The organism is Micromonospora sp. IBHARD003, from assembly GCF_056106285.1.
Genome location: NZ_JBWBBX010000001.1, coordinates 6,461,737 through 6,482,507, shown reverse-complemented (window position 1 = coordinate 6,482,507; position 20,771 = coordinate 6,461,737). Strand labels below are relative to the sequence as shown.

Below are 20,771 nucleotides of genomic sequence, written 5' to 3'. Positions count from 1 at the left end.
TGTTCCCGTCCTTGACGGGCCAGGACAGGGTGGGCCGTGGCCCGTGCGACCGTCCCGGCGGGCGGGCTCGGCCCACGCCCCGCCGCCGGGACGGCCCCACCGTCGTTCGCCGGACCCGCTCGCCCTCCGTCCCGTCCAGGAATTGCTTGAGCAATACACGACATGTGATCATGAGCGGCGTGAACGCGGGTGGGGGCGGTGCCGGGCGGTCCGGCGGGCGGATGACACTTGCCGATCTGGTGCGGCAGGAGGCGACCGCGCGCATGTCCGATGCGGACAGGCTCGTCGCCGCACGTGCGACGCGCCTGTACTTCCAGCGCCCTGATCAGCCCGGCTTCCTGGTCTCCGAGACCGAGGCCGGCCCGCTGGTGCCGCTGTTCACGTCGGTGGAGGGTCTGGCGCACTTCGCGGGCGCGTGTGCGTGGGCGTCCACCACCGTCGCGGACGTCGTCGAGCTCCTGCCCGTCGGCATCCGGGCCCTGGTCGACCCGCTCGGCGAGCATCCTTTCCTGCTGGATGTGGAGGCGCTGCGCGAGCCGGAAACCACCGATGGCCCCAGGCAGCAGGACGACGGGGGAGAATCAGGCGTTGACCAGTCATGACGCCATGTACGGCCGCCAGAGCGGAGACGCTCCGGCGCCCGGCGAGGGCTACAGGATCGAGATCGCCTCGGTGCGGAAGATGATCGACCCGCTGGAGGAGTCGGTCGTCGCCGCACGCAACATCAAGGACCACAAGGACAGACTCGCCGCGCACCTCCAGGGCAACGCGACCTTCGAGATCCTCGATTCAGGAAAGAGCTTCCTGTCCGCCTGGGGCTTCGGCATGGGCCAGGTCGCCGACCACGCCGACGAGGTGGTGGCACGGCTGTACGAGGTGATCGCCGCCTACATCCTCGCCGACCTGCTCAACGTCGAGAACTTCTCCCCCACCCCGGACAACATCTCCAAGCTCCCCGTCGGCGACGCAGGCAAGTGGGCCTGGGAGAACGTCGGCAGGCCCACGTTCGACCCGCCGAAGAAGCTCCTGCAGGAGGAGTGGCCCCCGGACCCCACCGAGGTGAGTGCGTAGTGCTGGACGACAGGCCCTCCCCGGAGCGGATACCGGCCGGCTCCACGCCCAAGGACCTGATCTACGGCGATCCGGACAAGGTCGACGACCTGGTCATCGAACTGCGCGCGTACGCCGGAGCCTTCGACGACGGCCGCGACCAGCTCCAGGTGCTGGAGTTCAAGGAGTGGTCGGGCGAGGGCGCCAGCGCCTTCGAGCAGGCCACCGAGCGGCTCCCCAAGGAGCTCGACTCGGCCAACAAGCACTTCCTCGACGCCGCCGCGGCCCTCGACGCGTACGCGGACAAGCTCCGCTCGGTGCACAAGCGCTGCATTCCGATCATCGAGGACGCCGACGATGCCCGGGCGGCCTCCAAGCGCCACTGGAAGGACGTCGAGGCGTACAACGACGCCATCGAACGCGGCGACGATCCCCTGCCCGAGCGCCCGCCGGAGAACGATCCGGGCGCGGCCGCCATGGCCAAGTGCGTCGGGCGGCTCGACAAACTCATCGAAGAGCTCCAGACCGTCGTCGACGACTCCCAGCGCAAACTGAGCAAGGGCGCCAAGGACGCCCCGGACAAACCCAAGGGACTGGCGGCGGCGAAGGAGAACGCCGGCGACCTCTGGGGGGGCTTCACGGACGGCGTGGACAGCCTCTTCGGTCTCGTCGAGCCGCTCACCGACGGTGACGTCAACGGCTTCGCCATGCAACTCGCGGGAGTGGCCGACGGAGCCGCCTACGCCGCGCAGAATCCGAAGGAGTTCGCCAAGGCCGTCGCCAACTGGGACGAGTGGTCGCGGAACCCGTGGCGCGCCGCAGGGCAGCTGACCCCCGATGTGCTGCTCGCCCTCGCCAGCGGCGGGGGCGGCGCGGTGGTGCGCGGCGGCAGCGCGGCCAGGGCCGCCCTCAAGCGTCTGACCCACCGCCAGAAAGCACTCAGCCGCGACGGCAGTGCCGGCGGACGGGCGGACGGGGACCCGGGCAAGCACGACAAGTGCGGCAACGAGAGGTGCACCACCGGCGAGCCGATCGACGTGGCAACCGGCGAGATGGTCATGTCCGCCACCGACGTCTCGCTGCCCGGAGCCCTGCCCCTGGTCCTCGAACGCAGCTACGTCTCCGGGCACACCTGCGGAGGCTGGTTCGGCCGTACCTGGGCCGCCACCCTCGACCAGCGCCTGGAGATGGACGCCGAGGGCATCGTCTACGTCGCCGACGACGGCATGCTGCTGCGGTACCCCGTACCGCACCCCGGTGTGGAGACCCTTCCCGCCAGCGGCCCGCACTGGCCACTGCTCTGGGACGGGAAGCCCGGCGGCTCCATGACCATCCGGATGCCGGAGCGCGGACGAACCCTCCACTTCGCTCCCCTGCCGGTGACCGGGGCGACCGAACTCGCCCTCCACGCCGTCACCGACCGCAACGAACACCGCATCACCATCGCGTACAGCCCCGAAGGGCATCCGGCGGAGATCACCCACTCCGGCGGCTACCGCATCGCCGTCGACACCGATCCGACCGCGCTGCGCGTCACGGCCCTGCGGCTCCTCGGCACAGGGACCGGCACGGACACCGGACCCGGCACCGGCACCGGCACCGGCACCGGCGAACGCGGGGTGACGCTCGTCTCCTTCGGCTACAACACGGCCGGTGACCTCACCGAAGTGGTGAACTCCACGGGAGAGGCGCTGCGCTACACATACGACGGCGAACACCGCATCACCGCATGGACCGACCGCAACGGCACCTCGTTCGGCTATGTCTACGACCGGCGCGGGCGCGTTCTGCGGACCGTCGGCTCGGGCGACATGATGACCGGCCGACTCCACTACGACGACGCCGCCCGCACCACCGTCTACACCGACTCCCTCGGCAACCGGACCACGTACGTCTGCAACGAGGCGTACAAGGTGGTCGCCGAGACCGACCCGCTCGGCAACACCACCCGCACGGAATGGGACGAGACCAACCGACTGCGTCTCGCCGTGACCGACCCGCTCGGCAACACCACCCGCTACACGTACGACGGCGCCGGTCACCTCCTGCGTGTGGAGCGCCCCGACGGCACGACGGGGTCGGCCGTGTACAACGACCTGGGCCTCCCGGTGGAGGTACGGGAGCCGGACGGCGCGCTGTGGCGGTACACCTATGACGCGCGCGGCAACCGCACATCGGCCACCGACCCGGCTGGCGCCCGGACCCACTACACCTACGACGTGCACGGCCATCTCAGCACCGTCACCGATGAGCTCGGCCACAGGACCACCGTCACCGCCAACGAGGCCGGCCTTCCGATGGCGGTCACCGACCCCTTCGGCCACACCACGTCCGTCCGACGCGGCCCGCACGGGCGCATCACCGCCATGACCGATCCGCTGGGCAGCACCACCCGGCAGGGCTGGACCATCGACGGCAAGCCGGCCTGGCGGCAACGCCCGGACGGCACACGCGAGACCTGGCAGTGGGACGGCGAGGGCAACCTCGTCGAGCACACGGACTTCGCCGGCAACACGACGCGGCACACCCACACCCACTTCGGCCTTCCCGCGACCCGGACCGATCCGGACGGCGCACAGTACGACTTCGCCCACGACACCGAGCTGCGGCTGAAGCAGGTCACCAACCCCCAGGGCCTGACCTGGAACTACGAGTACGACCCAGCCGGACGTCTGATATGCGAGACCGACTTCAACGGGCGGTCCCTCGGGTACACCTACGATGCCGCCGGCCGACTGGCCTCCCGGACCAACGGGGAGGGCGAGACGCTCCGCTTCGACCGGGACGCCCTCGGCCGGACCATGTCCACGCGTACTGACGACGGCACCGAGACGGTCCGCGCCTACGACGCCGTGGGCCGCTTGATCCGGGCCGCCGGCCCGGATGCCGAAGTCCAACGCGAGTACGACGCCGCCGGCCGCCTCGTCGCCGAGTCGGTCGACGGCCGCACCAGCACCTACACCTACGACGCGCGGGGCCACAGGACGTCACGCCGCACGCCAGGCGGCGCGCTGTCCGAGTGGAGTTATGACGCCGAAGGCCGCCCGAGCAGCCTGACGACCGGCGGCAACCGGCTGGAGTTCGCGTACGACGCGGCCGGTCGCGAGATCGCCCGCACCGTCGGCGACGGGGTTGTCCTCACACAGACGTGGGACGCCGTCGACCGTCTGACGGTCCAGTCGCTCACCGCTCGTCCGGGAGACGACCAGGTCCTCCTCCAGCACCGCACCTACGCCTACCGGGCGGACGACCACATCACCGGGATCCGTGAACTGACGGGCGGGGCAAGGACCTTCGACGTCGACACGACCGGACGGGTGACGGCCGTCCACGCTCACGGCTGGAGCGAGAGGTACGCCTACGACAGCGTCGGCAACGTCGGGCACGCCACCGCTCCCGGCCATCCCTCCCCCGGTGAACGCGAGTTCGGCGGAACCCTGATCCGCCGCGCCGGGCGGACGGTGTACGGACACGACGACCAAGGCCGCCTCGTCCGCCGTAGCCGCAAGCTGCTGAACGGCCAGCAGCGCACATGGACCTTCACCTGGAACGCCGAGGACCGTCTCACCGCCGCCACCACGCCCGACGGCGAGCACTGGCAGTACATCTACGACCCCCTCGGCCGCCGCACCGCCAAACAGCGCCTCGGCGCCGACGGCGACGTCGTGGACCGCACCACCTTCACCTGGGACGGTACGCGCCTGGTCGAGGAAAGTACGAGCGACGGTCACCTCACCACCTGGGACCACGCTCCGGGTACGCATCGTCCCCTGGCCCAGAGCGACGGTCATGCCGGGGCGGAGGACGACGCCCGTTTCCACGCGATCGTCACGGACGTCGTCGGCACCCCGACGGAGCTGGTGACTCCCGACGGCCGTCTCGCCTGGCAGCACCGCACCACCGTATGGGGCACGGATCTCCCGGCCCCGCCCGGCTCGGCGGCAACCGGCTGCCCCATCCGCTTCCCGGGCCAGTACCGCGACTCGGAAACCGGCCTGGACTACAACTGCTTCCGCTACTACGACAGCGAAGTCGCCGCCTATGTCTCGGCCGACCCGCTCGGGTTGAGTGCCGCGCCCAACCACCATGCCTTCGTACCCAATCCCCTGGGCTGGTTGGACCCACTAGGACTGAAGTGCCTCGATCCCGACGACCAGGCCCGGCATGATTCGGCGCGTGCCACGGCGGTCGACGGCGACGGCAAGATGATGGGCGAGGAGGACAGCCCCGGCGTCCGCATGGTCGACGACGTGCAGTTGGAACGCATCCGTCTGGACCTGCACGCCAAACTCGGCGAGCCCGAGGTCAAGAACACGCCGAAGGGCAACATCGAAGTGTGGCAGCTGTCGGACGATCCCAAGGCGACCGTCACGTATCGCCCGTTCAGTAAGTCCGGCGGAGCGACCATCGACTACAACGGTGTGGATGGCCTCGACATGAAGCGATTCCACATCCCGCAGCACGGGAGCTGAGCCATGGTGAACCAGGACGCATACCGCCGCGAACTCGAGTATCTGGTCCAGTACGCACACGACGACTGGCTCGGTTTCTCGGTCGTCAGCGGGTCCGTGGGGAGCCTCCTCGGACGCGGCGCCTCGTTCCGGGAGCAGCTGGCGCTGCTCCTGCGGATCGTCGGCGATCTGTACGACGCCGGAGCGCGGGCGGGCGATCTGACGGAGTCGGACCAAGAGCCCTTCGTGCCGTGGCGGATGGAGAAGGCCGGGGTCCTGGAGCGGATCGCGGCGGAAGTCCGGTCGCACGAGCGGTTGCCCGACTCGGGTGACGTCTGCTGGTTCACGGTGCCGTGACGGCGTCGTGAACCGCGCTCGGTCTCCCGGTGTGCGGGAGCCGGCGCTCGGCCCGGGCGACGGCGCCGCGGGGCGTGCGGCGACGATGTGCCCCGTTCCGTCGGTCCGGGTCCGTCCGGTCGTCGCCGCCCCCGGTGGCCCGCGCCGCGGATACGCGACAGACAGCCGGTATGCCCGGTACACACCGGAGTGGGGGACGGCGCGAGGATGACGGAGACGACGGAACACCGGAGCAAGCCGCAGCAGGCACTGCGGAGTCCGGTCAAGAGCATCGTTGTGGCGGCGCTTCCGCTCTAGGTGACCATGATCGCGTCATCGGCCGGTGCGCTGGTGGACACCGCCGTGCTCGGCAGACACGGCACGACCTCGCTCGCGGCCCTCGCCATCACCCTGGCGATCTACACGCCGGCCACCGCGGCCGTCGCCGGGGCCATGCGTGGCGTGATGCCATTCGTCGCGGCGAAGGACGACGACCGCGACGCCCTTCTTCCCGTGGTGCGCGACGGCGTCCGGCTCGGCATCAGCACGGACTGCTCGGCGCCGCCGCCGGGGCGGCACTGCCGTTCATCGGCCGGGCGTCCGGTCTCCCCGGTACCACTCTCGAGCAACTGGGCGCGCTGCCTGCACTTCTCGCCTGCAGTGTGCTGGTGTCCGCCGTCGGCAATTCGGCCACGTCCACGCTCGTGGGCCTCGGGCGGTCGAGGCTGGTGATGCGCGCGGGCCTCGCAGGCACTGCGACGGCCGTGGTGCTCTCGCTCGTCCTGGTGGGCGGTGCCGGGTCGTGGAGCGGTCTGGGACGCCGGGGAACGTGATCTTCACCGCCGCCATCGCGATCGGACAGGCGCCGATCCCCCTGCTGGCACCGTTCGTGAAGAGCCGTGACGTCCGCGGGGTGCGAAGCGGGGTGACGGCGGGAGTCGGAGTGGCACTCGCGACCGTGCTGATTCTGGGTGCGGTCGCCTTCGTGCTCCGGTCCCCGGTCGTCTCGGTGTTCACCCATGACCCGAAGCCCCACGACATGGTGACCGGGGATGCTTCCGCTGGTCCTCGTTGTGGTCGTCACGGACGCCGTACAGGCGGTGCTCGGCTTCGGTCTGATCGCCATCAAGGACACGGTCCCGAGCCTTGCCGTCTTCGCCGTGTATTACGGGGCACTCGCCCTGGTGGCGATCCCCGTCGCGGCCGCAGGCGGGTTGCCGGGCCTCTGGACGGCCCTGGCGTGCGCCAACATCATGCTGGCCGCCGGACAGGCGTGGTTCTTCCACCGACGCAGCGGCAGACTGCGGGAGCGGGGCCCGGCCCCGGCGTAGACACGAGTGCCGGAATGCCTCAGGGCGTGAGGGCCTTCCGTGCGTTCGGTGGCGGTGCTTGTCGCACTCCAACCGAACCTGGAAGGCCCTCACGCCCGTTCAAGCTCCCTCGGAAGGGACCGGCGTCACCCGGCCGGTCCCGGGGCGATGTACCTAGACCGGCGTGCCCAGGTTGGAGGTGAAGCCGGGCCCGCAGAGCGAGGCGATGTTCGTGCCGTCGAGGATCGTCGTGCTCGACACGGAGCAGTCGGCCTCGTGGACCACTCCCTTGTTGTCCACCACGGTGATGTGGAGGTTGCCGGGCTCCGGGTCGCCTTCACTGACCGTCAGGGAGATGTCCTCGGCGCACCGCGGGGCGCCGGGGATCAGAGAGAGCCTGAACCAGTCCTCGGGGTCCCGGCTGTCGCTGAGGAATGCCTCTCCCTGGCGGTTCGTCGTGCCGCTGAACAGCGTCCCGAACAGAGGGCTGTCGCTGTCGTCGACGCCGACGGTGGCGATGTCGCGCTCCGAGCTGCACCCGCGGCCGCCGCCGCCGTATCCCCAGTCACCCCCGGACAGCGCCGCGATACTGGCGGCCATTTCCTCTGCCGGGGTGTCCGCGGCCATCGCGGACGGGGCGATGAGAGCGCCCGTAAGCAGGGCTCCGGACACGGCCGCAAAGCTTCTGGCCGCCCAAGTGAGCTTCTTCATTCGCGCTTTCCTCTCCATGAGCACAAGGCCGCGGGCGTACCGAAGCGTAGGCATTACATGTCATTCAGCCGAAGTGGGCACTGAATTCGCCGAGTAGATATTCGGCAGGGCTTCAGAACACATGCTGAGTAGGTGGCGATGCCATTTCGGCCCGGCTCCCGGAGCGACCTCTTCCGCCATCGAATATGTCACGGCCCGCAGTGCGCGGACCCGTGACATATTCCGGGTCGTCACTCAGGGAGAGCACGGTAGTGCCCCGAATGGTCCAGGCATCGTGCCCGGGGCCGGGGTCGCCGTCCCCTGTTCGGTCCCTAAGGGCTGTCCCCGTTGAGGCGCGCGAGGTCCGAAGGACTGACCTGGATGACCAGCAGGGCGATCAGCAGGGCGATGGCCGTGAAGACCGCGGCGAGGACGAAGGCGGATGTGGCACCGGCTGTGAGGATCGCGTCCGCGTAGGGTGTGGGAAGGGCACCTGTGCGCGCGAAGCGGATTCTCTCGGCCGGGGTGGCCCTGGCGAGGAACGCCGGCACTTGCCGCTCCGCCTCCTTGCCGGTGGCCGTGCCGTACACCGTGATGAGGAGGGACAACCCGAGGGAGCCGCCCACTTGCTGATGGGTGCTGAGGAGGCCGGAAGCCGCGCCTGACTCCCTGGAAGGGACACCGGAGAGGGCCGTCAGCGTGATCGGCACGAACAGCAGCCCCATTCCCAGGCCGAAGGCCAGCATCGGGCCGAGCACACTGCCCGGATAGGTGGAATGGGGGTCGATGTGGATCAGCCAGATCAGGGCGGCCGTCGCCAGGAGCGCACCGGTCGCCATGAAGGGCTTCGGCCCGAATCCGGGCAGAAGTCGCGAGGCCGTGGCCGCGCCCGTCGCAATGACCGCGCTGACGGGCAGAAAGGCGAATCCCGCTTGTAGTGGGCTGAATTCGAGCACGTTCTGGACGAACAGGGTGAGGAAGAAGAACATGCCGAACATCGCGGCGGCGAGGCTCAGCATCATCGCGTAGGCCCCCCGCCGGTTGCGGTCGGCGAACAGATGGAGGGGGATGATCGGCCGTACCGAGCGACGCTCGACGAGCACGCACACGCCCAGGAACAGGATCGCCCCGGCGAACGACGCGATGGTGAGGCCGTCCCGCCAGCCGTGTTGTACGGCCCGGATGAATCCGTAGACGAGTAGCACCATGCCCGCGGTGGCCGTGAGCGCGCCGGCGATGTCGAAGGTGCCGGGGTGGCGCTCGGACTCGGCGATCCAGTGCGGGGCGGCGAAGACGATGAGCAGTCCGATCGGCACATTGACGAAGAACACCCAGCGCCAGTCGAGCCATTCGACGAGGACACCGCCCGCCAGCAGACCGATGGCACCACCACCCGCCGATACGGCGGAGAACACGCCGAAAGCCCGGTTGCGCTCGGGGCCCTCTCTGAAGGTCGTACTGATCAGCGCGAGAGCGGTCGGGGACGCCACGGCACCACCGATGCCCTGGAGGGCTCGTGCGGCGAGCAGTTCGGCGGCGCTCCCGGCGAGTCCGGCCGCGGCCGAGGCGACGGCGAAGAGCACCACCCCGCAGACGAAGACCCTGCGGCGGCCGAGGATGTCTCCGGCCCGTCCGCCGAGGAGCAGCAGGCCGCCGAAGGTGAGGGTGTACGCGCTGACGACCCACGAGAGGTTCGCCGTGGAGAAGCCGAGCGAGGTCTGGATGTGGGGCAGCGCGATGTTCACGATGGTGATGTCGAGCACCACCATCAGCTGACAGGACGCGATGACGAGCAGCGCCACGGGGCTTCCATCACCCCGCTCCGGGGCGGTGGTCCGCGGTGTCGGGGCGGGTCGCGGGCTCGTCATGGCGCTGTGCCCTCGGCGGGGAGGGGCAGTGGGCCGCCAGTTCCGGTCACGGCACTAAGCCCACTCTTCGACCGTAGTCCGCGTCCGCAGACGCCGCCAGCCCGGCGGGGGCCGGGCCGGGGCGGTCCACGATCGGCCTGGGCCGGGAGCGACGGGCCGGTGCGAGCAGGGGCGGGGGCGGGCCGGGGTGGGGTGGGGGCCGGGAGAGCGTGTGCTCCGCGGGTGAAGACGTCAGCGGCTGCCGAGGCGGCGCTTCGGACGCGGCTCCACCGGTTGGTCCCTGGCCTCGGCCCACAGAGAACGGACATGACCGAGATGACGGGCCATACACGCCTCGGCGCCCGCATCGTCACCGGCCACCATCAGATCCAGCAGCTCGTGGTGTTCCTCGGCGGAGGTGACCAGCCGACCCGCTTCGTCCAGCTTCGTGAGCCCGTACAGCCGGGAGCGCTTGCGGAGATCTCCGACCGTCTCGACCAGCCGGTCGTTGCCGGCGAGTGCGAGCAGGCCGAGGTGGAATCGGCGGTCCGCGTCCAGATACCCTATGAGGTCGTGCTCCCGAGCGTGCGTCACGATCTCCTCGGCCACCGGGCGCAGCTCCTCCAGCTGCTCCACGGTGGCCAGCTGGGTCACTTTGCCGACGGTCGGTACCTCGATCAGCGCACGGAGTTCGCTGTACTGGTCCAGGTCGCGTTCGCTGACCTCGGTGATCCGGAAGCCCTTGTTGCGGACCGGCTCGACCAGGCCCTCGCGGGCGAGGTCGAGCATGGCCTCGCGCACGGGGGTGGCGGAGATGCCGAAGTCGGCGGCGAGTCCGGGCGCGGAGTAGACGTGGCCGGGCCGCAGTTCGCCCGCGACGAGTGCGGCACGCAATGCGTGGGCGACCTGGTCGCGCAGCCTCTCCTGGGCCGTGATCAGGGTGAACTGCTTCGGGTCGCCCATGGCATGCCTCCGTGAATCCGCGAGGAGCCAGCGTACAATGTCACGTTTGCTCTCCGGACTGTCCGGTCCATGCCCTGTGGACAACCGCGGCGACGACGAGGTCCTCCCAGGCCATGCCCACGCTCTTGAACAACCTCGGCTGCCCGGCTGGGGTCACGGTGACGGCTCCGGTGACGAGCTCGGCGAGCGTACCCGCAAGGTGGTCCCTGCCGATGGCGCCTTCGGTCTCCGGGACGACCAGGTCCCCCGCCTCCCGCCATACGGCCGCTCTCGATTCGGCGTACACGGCCGAGCGGCGCACCAGGGCCGTGTCGGTCTCACGTGCGTCCGGCTCGTGCGAGCCGACCGCGACCACGGTGGCATGGTCGGGCACCAGCCGTCCGTCGAAGAGCGGTTCGCGTGCGGTGGTGCAGCAGATGACGAGGTCGGCATGCGCTACATCCCGGGGGACACCGGTGCGGGCCTCGAGACCGCGCGCACGGGCGTACGCCACGAGCCGCCGCGCGGCCTCGGTTCTGCGGGCGACCACCGTGACCCGGCCAAGGGGCCGCTGTGCCGCTGCCGCCTCCAAGTGGCCGTAGGCCTGGGGTCCCGCGCCGAAGAGCACGGCGTGGTGTGCGTCGGCCACCGCGAGGTGCCGCAGGGCGACGGCCGATACCGCGGGAGTACGGACCGCCGTGAGCGCGGCCCCGTCGAGCAGGGCGAGCGGGACCAGTGTCGAGGCGTCGAGCAGCAGATAGCTCCCGGTGATCCGGGGCAGCCCGCGCTCCGGGTTCGCCGGGGCGACGCCGGCGACCTTCACGCCCGCGTACTCCCGCGCCACTGCCGGCATCACCAGCAGCTGCCCTGCCGGGACGGCGACGCCGGTGCGCTGCGGGCAGCTCTCCGGGTCCAGGCCGTCTCGCAGGGCCTGCTCCACCGCTTGTGCGGCGGCGGCGGGCGGCAGCAGCCGGGTGATGTCGTCGGCGCTGAGGAAGGGCGGTGCTGCAGGGACGGTACTCACCGCGGTCACAGCAGGAAGCCAGTGAGCAGCGGGTCGTAAGGGTCGCGGACGAAGGTGTGCTCGCCGGTGCGGTAGGCGCTTCCGGTGACCTCCGTGACCGTCCCCCCGTCCGTACATGAGACGACGCGACCGGTGAAGACCGTGCCGACCACCGACTCGTGGTGCAGCGTGTCGCCCGGCCCGAGCCTGCCGTCCTCGGCGAGCAGGGCGAGTCGGGCCGAGGTGCCGGAGCCGCAGGGTGAGCGGTCGATCTGGCCGTCGGCGAAGACGGTCACATTGGCCTGCGCGGGTCCGGCGGGGGTGTCGGGCAGCTCTTCGTAGAGGATCACGCCGTAGACGCCCGACAGCAGCGGGCTGTCGGGGTGCCAGGTGGCGGGGTGTCCGGCCAGCGCGGCGCGGATCTCCCGCCCCGCGCGTACGAGTCGGGGCAGCGAGGGACGGTCGGCGTCGAGGCCGAGCTGGGCGGCGGGCACCGAGACGTAGCAGGCGCCTGCGTGCGCGACATCGACGTCGGCCGTGCCGAAGCTGGTCGCCACCGGGATCTTGCGGGCGGTCACCCGCGCGGGGACGTTGCGGAAGGTGACGGCGGTGGTGCGGCCCTGCTCCCGGTGGACCGTCGCGGTGACACGGCCCGAGGGAACGTCGACGACGACCCGCACGGAGCCGTCGTCGGGCGCGGCGACGCGGCCGCTGTCCACGGCCCAGGCGCCGAGCGCGAGGGTGCCGTGGCCGCAGGCGGTGGAGTAGCCGTCCTTGTGCCAGAACAGGACGCCGAAGTGAGCGCCGTCGTCGTCGGGCGGTACGACGAAGCCGCCGTACATGCCCGCGTGACCGCGCGGCTCCTGGACAAGCAGACGCCGGATGTCGTCGAGCGGCCCCGAGCGTGGCGCGGTGGCGGAGCCTCCGTCGCCGATGGCGCTCGCGCATCGCTCGGCGACGCTGTCACCGGGGACGGGAGGCAGGCCGTCGGCCACGATACGGAACGGCTCGCCGGCGGCGTGGTAGTCGACGGCGCTGACGGCCGTGGGGGGCGGGGCGGTCGGCGGGGTCACAGGAGGAAGCCTCCGGGGAACGGGTCGGACGGATCGAGGAAGTACTGCGCGGTGCCGGTGATCCAGGCCCGGCCGGTGACGGTGGGAACGACCGCGGGCAGTGCGCCGACGGTGGTCTCCCCGATCAGCCGGCCGGTGAACTCCGTTCCGATGAACGACTCGTTGACGAAGTCACGGCCGATGGGCAGCTCACCGCGGGCATGGAGCTGCGCCATCCGGGCACTGGTGCCCGTGCCGCACGGGGAGCGGTCGAACCAGCCGGGATGGATGGCCATGGCGTGCCGGGACCGGACGGGACCGGAACCGGGGGCGGCGAGGTAGACGTGCTTGACGCCGCCGATGAGGGGGTTCTCGGGGTGGACGGGGCGGTCGGCTTTGTTGATGGCGTCCATGAGGGCGAGGGAGACGGCGAGCAGTTCGTCCTTGCGCGCGCGGTCGAAGGGGAGCCCGAGGGCGTCCAGGGAGACGATGGCGTAGAAGTTGCCGCCGTATGCCATGTCATAGGTGACCGTGCCATGGCCCGGTACCTCGATCTTGCGGTCGAGCGCGAGGCAGAAGGACGGCACGTTGGTGAGGGTGACGGACAGGGCCGCACCGTCCTGGACCCGCACCTCCGCGCTCACCAGTCCGGCCGGGGTGTCGAGGCGGACCGTGGTGATCGGTTCGGTGACCTGCACCATGCCGGTCTCCACGAGCACCGTGGCGACGCCGATGGTGCCGTGACCGCACATCGGAAGCAGCCCCGACACCTCGATGAACAGCACACCGTAGTCGGCATCCGGCCGGGTCGACGGCTGCAGAATCGCTCCGCTCATCGCGGAGTGCCCGCGCGGCTCATACAGGAGCAGGGTGCGGATCTCGTCGAGGTGCTCGATGAAGTGCGTGCGGCGTTCGGCCATGGTGGCGCCGGGAATCACACCGGCACCGCCGGTGATGACACGGGTGGGCATGCCTTCGGTGTGTGAGTCGACGGCGTGGAACACGTGGCGCGTGCGCATGAGATCACCTTCTCGCTCTGCTGCGCGGCTGGTGCCCCGGGCCGGTGACCCGGCCGCGGGGGGCCTTCACGGCCGGCAGTACAGGATTGCCGGACAGGGCTGCCTGACAGGACGAACCGGACATGACGAACCGGACATGACGAACCGGACATGACGAACCGGACAGGGCTACCGGAGCCCTTCCGCGAGTGCCTTCTCGGTGGCCGCGCGCACGGCGGTCTCCTGGTCCGCCGCGAGGGGGGCACGGGGTGGGCGGGTCGGGCCTCCCGGCCGGCCCACGAGGTCCATCGACGCCTTGATGGCCTGGACGAACTCGGTCTTGGAGTCCCAGCGCAGCAGGGGGTGCAGGGCCTTGTAGAGGGGCAGTGCGGTCTCCAGGTCCGCGCTGACGGCGGCGTGGTAGAGGGCGACGCACGATTCCGGAAGTGCGTTGGGGTATCCGGCGATCCAGCCGACGGCGCCGGCCAGGGCCAGCTCGAGAAGGACGTCGTCCGCGCCGATCAACAGATCGAGCCCGGGGGCGAGTTCGGCGATCTCGTAGCCGCGCCGCACATCACCGCTGAACTCCTTGACCGCGACGATGCAGCCCTCGCCGTGGAGGCGGGCGAGTAGTGGGGGCGTGAGGTCGACCTTGGTGTCGTGCGGGTTGTTGTAGGCGACGATGGGCAGCCCGGAACGGGCGACCTCGGCGTAGTGGGCGCTCACCGACGCCTCGTCGGCACGGTAGGCGCTGGGCGGCAGCAAGAGCACCGATCCGGCGCCTGCTTCGGCGGCCTGGTCGGCCCAGCGGCGCGCCTCGGCGCTGCCGTACGCCGCGACGCCCGGCATCACACGGTCTCCGTCGCCCGCCGCCTCGACGGCGGTGCGGACCACACGGGCGCGTTCGTCGTCGCTGAGCGTCTGGTACTCGCCGAGCGAGCCGTTGGGTACGACGCCGTCGCAGCCGTTGTCGATGAGCCAGGCCACATGGTCGGCGTAGGCGTCGTAGTCGACCGAGTGGTCGTCGCGGAGGGGAAGGGCGGTGGCGACCATGATGCCGCGCCAGGGGCGGATACGTGCGAGTGCCATGTCAGCTCCTCAAGTACGATGTGACATTTTATTGGGAGGCGGGCGGCGGCCACAAGCCCTCGGCCGCACCACACAGGTCGTCAGAGCCGTTCGAAGTCAGAACGGTTCGAGGTCAGGGGATTCGCGCTCAGCGGATGCACGGTCAGGGGCTTCGCGCTCGGGGGATTCACGCTCGGGGGATTCACGGTCAGGGTGGTTCGGGCAGTTCTGCGAGATGGCGCAACGGCACGGGGCAGGACAGCGGCCGCCGGTCTTCGGCCGGCTCGTCTCCGACCAGGCAGGCCACGGCGGGCCCGCACATGCGCCCCTGGCACCAGCCCATGCCGGCGCGTGTGAGCAGCTTGACGGTACGCGCGTCGTGCGCGCCGAGTTCACCGACCGCCTCTCTGATCAGTCCGGCGGGCACCTCCTCACAACGGCACACCTCGGTGGCGTCGTCGAGCCATGCGGTCCAGCCGGCGCCGGGCCGGTGCACGGCAGCCATCGCATCGGCGAACTCCCTGAGCCTGCGGCGGCGTGCCACGAGTGCCGCCGTGCGCCTGGGCGGCGATGCAGTACCGCGCAAGGTCCGGGCGATGGACCGTGCGGCCAGTTCGCCTTCGGTGAGGGCGAGTTCCGCACCTCCGATGCCGTCGGTCTCCCCCGACGACCAGACTCCGGGCACGGAGGTACGCAGCTCGCCGTCGACTTCCAGCGCCAGGCAGCCGTCGGGTGTGCGGCGGGTGACGCAACCGAGCCCGGTCGCGAGTTCGAGCTGCGGAACCAGTCCGTGTCCGACGGCGAGCGCCTCGCAGCCGATACGGCGGTCACTGCCCGGCACGGGCCGCCAGTCCCGGTCGAGCCGGGTGACGGTGACGGCCTCCACCCGTGCCGCGCCGTGGACCGCCGTGACGGCGTGTCTGCTGAGCAGCCGCACCCCGTGCCGCAGCAGAGCACCGGTGTGCACGGCCCCTTCGGCGAGCTTCGCGGGATTGCGCAGCAGCGCGGGCAGCCGACGCACGTACGCCCCGTATGCCGCCGCCTCGACGACGAGGGGCACCCTGGCCCCTGCGGCGGCGAGCGACCCGGCGACGGCGAGCAGCAGCGGACCGCTGCCCGCCACGACCACACGCCGTCCGGGCACCACCAGGTCGGACTTCAGCATCGCCTGGGCTCCGCCGGCACCGACGACACCGGGCAAGGTCCAGCCGGGGAAGGGGAGTTGGCGCTCGTAGGCTCCGGTGGCCAGCAGCACGGCGCGGGCCCGGACCAGCACCGGTCGCTCGTCGGGGCCACCCGGCCCGGCCAGGGTGTGCAGCCGCCACTGGGGAGCATGGGGAGCACCTGGGACGTGGCCGCTTGCTTCGGGTTGCGGCTCATCGTCGTCAGGGACCACCGTCCAGACGTGGTGGGCGGGCAGATAGCGGATGCGGCCTGCCTCCCGGTGGGCGCGCAGACGTCGTTCAAGGTCGGCGAAAGCACGCCACCCGTGGTGCAGCGCGTCGGGGCGCCGGGCACGGAGGGCCGGTGCGGGATGCCGGTAGTACTGCCCGCCGGGCCTCTCCCCTGCATCGAGCAGAGTCACCGCCAGCCCGAGGTCGGCGGCTGTCACGGCGGCCGCGAGTCCCGCGGGACCCGCTCCGACGACGGCCAGTTCACAGGTGGCGGAGGAGTCGCAGGACGGAAGGGAGCCGTCCTGGGAGGGTGCACCGTCCGAAGAGCGGGAGTCATGCGAAGAAGGGGTGTCATCCGGCGAGGGGGAGTCATACGGCGAGGTCGTCACGTCCGGTGCCCTCCTGGGTGGTGATCGCGTCGCCGGGGCGCGCCGGAACCAGACAAGCACGCTGGTTGGGGCGGCCGTTGATGGTGGCCAGGCAGTCGAAGCAGGCGCCGATGCCGCAGAAGGCCCCGCGCGGCGCGCCACCGATGCGGGTGGTGCGCCAGGAGAGGATGCCCGCGGCCCAGAGGGCGGCGGCGACGGTCTGTCCCGGCAGGGCGCGGATCGGGCGCCCGTCGAAGGTGATCTCGTGGTGAGGGCCGGGCTCGGCCCGCACGAGGGACGCCGGTGTTCTGGTCACTGTGTCTCTCCCGCCTCGCCGGAGTCCGCGGATGCGGTGTCATGGTGGCCCGCCGCGGTGTCACGGGGTCCTGCCTCGTAAGAGCCGGCCTGGTCGCCGCAGCCCCGCGGTCCGGGGTGCGGCCGGCCGGAGCCCCGCTGTCCGTCACACTCCCGACTGTCGTCCCGTCGGTCGTCAGCCGACATTGGCTCGGCGAACCTTTCCGGCCTGAAGGGTCGCAGGTCCAGGGCAGGCTGACCACCGGTCAGTGTTTCGGCGACCAGCAGTCCGGTGGCCGGGGCGAGTCCGATGCCGGCTCCTTCGTGCCCGCATGCGTGGAAGAGACCGGGTACCCGCGGATCGCATCCGATGGCGGGAAGGTGATCGGGCAGGTAGGGCCTGAAGCCGTGGTACGCACGCATCACCCGCAGATCCTCGAGGACGGGGAAGAGAGCGGCGGCCTGACGGGCGAGCCGTCGCAGCGCCCCGGTCGACAGGCTCCGGTCGAAGCCGACGCGCTCGCGGGTGGCGCCGATCAGGACCGGCCCCGACGGCGTGCCCTCGACGACCGCCGAGGACTGCAGGGCCGCGGAACCGCTGGCGACGTCGGCGATGTAGTCGGCGGCGTAGACCTTGTGGCGGACGACGCGCGGCAGCGGCTCGGTGATCAGGACGAAGCCCCTGCGGGGCAGGACGGGGAGGGTGACGCCGGCGAGTGCGGCGACGTCGCCGCCCCAGGTGCCGGCCGCGTTGACGACGGCGGGGGCCGCGAGTTCGCCGCGTGTGGTGCGTACGCCCCGGATACCGCCGCCCGGCGCGGTGAGGATGTGGGTGACCTCCTCGCCGAGCCGTAGGACGGTGCCACGTTCCCGTGCCGCGCCGAGCAGCCGGGCGGCTGCCCTGGCCGGCTGGACCTGGGCGTCCTGTGGGTAGTGGAAGCCGCCGGCGAGCCCGTGTGCGAGATGGGGTTCGAGCTCCTGGAGCCGGTCGGCGGGGACTTCGAGCGCTTCGACGCCGGCCGTGCGCTGCCGCGCGGCGAAGTCCCGCAGGGCGCCCAGTGCGGTCTCGTCGGGGGCCACGACGAGACCGCCTTTGGGTTCGTACTCGGTGTCCTGCGGGAGCACCTCTGCCAGTTCGTGCCAGAGCCGGGCGGACAGCAGCGCGAGGTCGAGCTCGGGCCCCGCTTCCTTGTCGGAGACGAGCAGGTTCCCTTCCCCGGCGCCGGTGGTGCCGCCCGCGACCGAGCCCCGGTCGACGACCGCGACGGCCAGTCCGGCGCGGCTCGCGTAGTACGCGCACGCCGCTCCGACGACGCCCGCGCCGATGACGACGGCGTCCAGGGGACCGGCTGGGTTTCTGATGGACACGACAGTAATATGTCACATGTCATGCCCGCGGGGAAGGGATACGCGCAGAACCGGCGGTCAGCTTCGCAGCGGCCCCTCGCAGCGGTAAGTCGACGTGCCCGCCCGGCCGTTGGACCAGATCTCGACCTGACCGAAGGAGCAGTTCATGTCCGCCAGGTTGGTCGACGCGGGCGCGGACCGGTCGAGAAGGAAGTAGTCGACGGTCTCGGACATGTCCCGGAAGACGCGGTCCGGGCTGTTCACGTCCGAGAGGTTGGCCGTGATCCTCCCTGTGCAGATGAAGCGCCGCTTGCCCAGGTCGCCGCCCTCGGTGCAGGCCGGGTCGGAGTACGTGGCGCGGGCGAACGCCGAGCGGACCGCCGCCGCCGTGGCGTCCTTGAGCCGGTCGTTGGGTGTGTACGACGTGTTGGGCACGAACAGGTCGTCGACCTTCGCGATCTGTGCGTCCAGGAAGGCGTCGTAGGCGCGCTGGAGGGCGGAGTCGCCACCGACGCGGCTGCGCCAGGAGTCGAAGCCCGCGACGTCGTCGGCCCGGAGGTATCCGTACATCTCACGCAGCAGCGAGGGGCGTTCCGTCCACAGGAACTCGAAGAACGTGCCCGCGTAGTCGTAGAAGCGGAAACCGTCACCGTCGTAGGTGGCGTGCAGCAGCTGGTTCACGCTCATCCGCGGACCGCCCGACGCCGTGTCGTCGATGACCCCCTGGACGAGGGACTTGCGGACCGCGATGCCGTTGTCCCGGGTCGCCCCGTCGAAGAACTCCGCCGTCCCCTCGTCCATGGCGGTCGTGCGGTCGCCGTTGTACCAGGGCCCCTCTCCGAAGTAGCCGGGCACTGCCCAGCGGCCGTTGAGGTAGTGCACGTACTCGTGCCGGAAGAGTTCCTCGAGGGTGAGCGAGGAGTCCTGCGGCACCCGGCGCTGGTACGTGTAGAAGGTGGCGCCGCGCTCGATGTAGATGCCGCCGTTCTCGGTCCCCATACCGGTGAGGATCGGGTGGTAGACCTCGTAGTCGGAGCGGGAGCCGTACAGCACGATGGTGAGCACGGTGTTGGTGTCGCCGGCCAGCGGCTGCTCGGTGCCGAGCACCCGGTGGAACTGCGCCTTCACCTGCTTGCTCGCGTAGTAGAGCTGGTCGACGGTCGCGCGGTCGAGCCCGGTGCGGACCTTGATGGCCCCGTTGTCGTACGTGTAGGTGTACGGGAAGATCCGCCGCTCGATGTCGTCCTTGCAGACCCCGTACGGCTTACAGGCCCCGAAGAAGTCCAGCCAGGTGACGAGTGAGGCCCAGGGGCGGCTGCCCTGGCCGAAGTTGGCGACCGCGACGGGGAGCAGGGTGCCGAGATCGGGCACGATCCGCGCCTTGAGGGCCTCCACCTGGCCGAAGCGCCCGTATTCGCTCAGTGCGTCGCGCACCACCCACTCGTTGGGCGTCCCCTTGAGGTGGGTGTAGGCGGAGAAGGCGCGGAAGGCGGTGCGGTAGGAGGCGTTCTGCGCGACCACGTTGTGGAAGGCGGTGTCCTTGTTCCCGGGGTAGATGCCCAGATAGTTGACGGAGAGGGCGGCCAGTGCCGCGCCGCCCCAGGAGGCGTCGTCGTACTGGCCCTTGTGGTACTTGTCCATGGTCGCCAGGACCTTCTTGATGAGCCCGAGCTGACTGTGCCGCACGCCGGGCGCGCTGCCCGTGTAGAGCGCTTCGCGCAGCGTCTCGGCGTTGGTGCGGGTGACGTCGAAGGTGCGGGCCGCGGTGCCGAAGTCGTTGGTGGCGCGCCGCAGGACCTCGGTGGTCGGAGGGTCGGTGATGTCGATCTCCGGCCGCGAGAAGTCGTGGTAGGCCACGGCGTGGAGATACGTGAACATCTCCAGCAGATGCGTGCCGTTGCGGCCGTCGTGACGGGCGGCGAGTGAGGAGATCCGGCGGCCGACGGCCTGGACGTGGGCGTCGGACATGATGGGCGCGAGCCGGGAGTCCCAGGTCCAGATGAGGCCCCGGAGACAGCCGTCGGCGGTGACCGCGGGGTCGGCGAGGAAGTCGGCGAGCTGCTCGGGACCGAGGCGGGTGACACCGTCGAGGGTGCAGGGCACTCCGGCCCCGGTGCGCGTCGCCGCGGCGCGGACCCCGCCGGCGCTCTGGGCTCCCTGGCGGCCGGGGATGCGGCCTTCGGCCAGTTCACCGGGTGCGGAGGCGGCCTTGGTGATCTTCTTGGGGGCGCTGGCCAGACGCTCGACCTCGTCGAAGGGGTTCGGTGCGTGGGCGGGGCGGGCGGCCGGACTGCCGGGTCGGGCGGCGAACGCGGCGGGCACCGGGCTGCCGGTGCGCGGGGTCGACTCGGCCCCGGCTCCGTCGGCGACGGCGGCGGGGGCGAGAGGCGCAAGCAGGGCGACGGCGGCGACGGCGATGGCGCCGGAGAGCAGGGGCCTGCGCAGGGATATGGGCAGCACGGATCTGGGCTGGAACACCGGGACTCCTGTGTGGGAGGTGGCTGGGAGCGTGCGGCAGTGCGGTCACCGCGAACCGCCGTGGCATGCATGGGGATTGACCGAACCGACGAGCGCGATGTGACCCGTAACATAGTAATGTGAAATTGCACTGACAAGACTTC

17 protein-coding genes are annotated in these 20,771 nt (G+C 70.8%); 6 read left to right on the top strand and 11 right to left on the bottom strand.

The window, feature by feature from the left end; all coding sequences use genetic code 11:
• Positions 1-146 precede the first annotated feature (146 nt).
• From ACTWOL_RS28560 to ACTWOL_RS28535, 6 genes are all read left to right on the top strand, one after another.
• A complete protein-coding gene (locus tag ACTWOL_RS28560) occupies positions 147-602 on the top strand; it encodes an SseB family protein (protein ID WP_474299683.1) in 456 nt (151 codons plus the stop codon).
• Positions 589-1,071 carry a hypothetical protein gene (locus ACTWOL_RS28555; RefSeq protein WP_474299682.1) on the top strand — a complete coding sequence of 161 codons (483 nt, stop codon included), beginning with the start codon at positions 589-591 and terminating at the stop codon, positions 1,069-1,071. Before ACTWOL_RS28560 ends, ACTWOL_RS28555 begins: the two co-directional genes overlap by 14 nt.
• Positions 1,071-5,522, top strand: coding sequence for a DUF6531 domain-containing protein (locus ACTWOL_RS28550; RefSeq protein WP_474299681.1), 4,452 nt, complete (start codon positions 1,071-1,073; stop codon positions 5,520-5,522). The genes ACTWOL_RS28555 and ACTWOL_RS28550 overlap by 1 nt, the downstream gene beginning before the upstream one ends.
• Positions 5,523-5,525: 3 nt before the next feature.
• Positions 5,526-5,858 (top strand): hypothetical protein, encoded by a 333-nt coding sequence (locus ACTWOL_RS28545; protein ID WP_474299680.1) that lies wholly within the window; start codon positions 5,526-5,528, stop codon positions 5,856-5,858.
• A gap of 303 nt (positions 5,859-6,161) precedes the next feature.
• On the top strand, positions 6,162-6,569 hold the full coding sequence (locus tag ACTWOL_RS28540) for a hypothetical protein (protein ID WP_474299679.1): 408 nt from the start codon (positions 6,162-6,164) through the stop codon (positions 6,567-6,569).
• A gap of 320 nt (positions 6,570-6,889) precedes the next feature.
• Positions 6,890-7,168, top strand: a complete 279-nt coding sequence (locus ACTWOL_RS28535) for a hypothetical protein (protein WP_474299678.1) — start codon at positions 6,890-6,892, stop codon at positions 7,166-7,168.
• 153 nt (positions 7,169-7,321) lie between these two features.
• Here the strand turns inward: ACTWOL_RS28535 and ACTWOL_RS28530 are convergent, their stop codons facing one another.
• The 11 genes from ACTWOL_RS28530 to ACTWOL_RS28480 form a co-directional block, all read right to left on the bottom strand.
• Positions 7,322-7,858 carry a hypothetical protein gene (locus ACTWOL_RS28530; protein ID WP_474299677.1) on the bottom strand — a complete coding sequence of 179 codons (537 nt, stop codon included), beginning with the start codon at positions 7,856-7,858 and terminating at the stop codon, positions 7,322-7,324.
• Between the two features lie 311 nt (positions 7,859-8,169).
• The gene (locus ACTWOL_RS28525) at positions 8,170-9,639 is read right to left on the bottom strand and encodes an MFS transporter (protein WP_474299676.1); all 1,470 of its coding nucleotides are present in this window, start codon (positions 9,637-9,639) and stop codon (positions 8,170-8,172) included.
• Positions 9,640-9,936: 297 nt separating this feature from the next.
• A complete protein-coding gene (locus tag ACTWOL_RS28520) occupies positions 9,937-10,647 on the bottom strand; it encodes a GntR family transcriptional regulator (RefSeq protein WP_474299675.1) in 711 nt (236 codons plus the stop codon).
• Positions 10,648-10,687: 40 nt separating this feature from the next.
• Positions 10,688-11,650: an ornithine cyclodeaminase family protein gene (locus tag ACTWOL_RS28515; RefSeq protein ID WP_474299674.1), complete on the bottom strand. Its 963-nt coding sequence runs from the start codon at positions 11,648-11,650 to the stop codon at positions 10,688-10,690.
• Positions 11,651-11,655: 5 nt separating this feature from the next.
• Positions 11,656-12,702, bottom strand: a complete 1,047-nt coding sequence (locus ACTWOL_RS28510; protein ID WP_474299672.1) for a proline racemase family protein — start codon at positions 12,700-12,702, stop codon at positions 11,656-11,658.
• Positions 12,699-13,700, bottom strand: a complete 1,002-nt coding sequence (locus tag ACTWOL_RS28505) for a proline racemase family protein (protein WP_474299671.1) — start codon at positions 13,698-13,700, stop codon at positions 12,699-12,701. The genes ACTWOL_RS28510 and ACTWOL_RS28505 overlap by 4 nt, the downstream gene beginning before the upstream one ends.
• 168 nt (positions 13,701-13,868) lie before the next feature.
• Positions 13,869-14,768: a dihydrodipicolinate synthase family protein gene (locus tag ACTWOL_RS28500; protein ID WP_474299670.1), complete on the bottom strand. Its 900-nt coding sequence runs from the start codon at positions 14,766-14,768 to the stop codon at positions 13,869-13,871.
• Positions 14,769-14,955: 187 nt separating this feature from the next.
• Positions 14,956-16,530 (bottom strand): FAD-dependent oxidoreductase, encoded by a 1,575-nt coding sequence (locus ACTWOL_RS28495; protein WP_474299669.1) that lies wholly within the window; start codon positions 16,528-16,530, stop codon positions 14,956-14,958.
• A complete protein-coding gene (locus ACTWOL_RS28490) occupies positions 16,511-16,825 on the bottom strand; it encodes a (2Fe-2S)-binding protein (protein ID WP_474299668.1) in 315 nt (104 codons plus the stop codon). Before ACTWOL_RS28490 ends, ACTWOL_RS28495 begins: the two co-directional genes overlap by 20 nt.
• Positions 16,822-18,171 carry an NAD(P)/FAD-dependent oxidoreductase gene (locus ACTWOL_RS28485; RefSeq protein ID WP_474299667.1) on the bottom strand — a complete coding sequence of 450 codons (1,350 nt, stop codon included), beginning with the start codon at positions 18,169-18,171 and terminating at the stop codon, positions 16,822-16,824. The genes ACTWOL_RS28490 and ACTWOL_RS28485 overlap by 4 nt, the downstream gene beginning before the upstream one ends.
• A gap of 57 nt (positions 18,172-18,228) precedes the next feature.
• Positions 18,229-20,628 (bottom strand): collagenase, encoded by a 2,400-nt coding sequence (locus ACTWOL_RS28480; RefSeq protein ID WP_474299666.1) that lies wholly within the window; start codon positions 20,626-20,628, stop codon positions 18,229-18,231.
• Positions 20,629-20,771 lie beyond the last annotated feature (143 nt).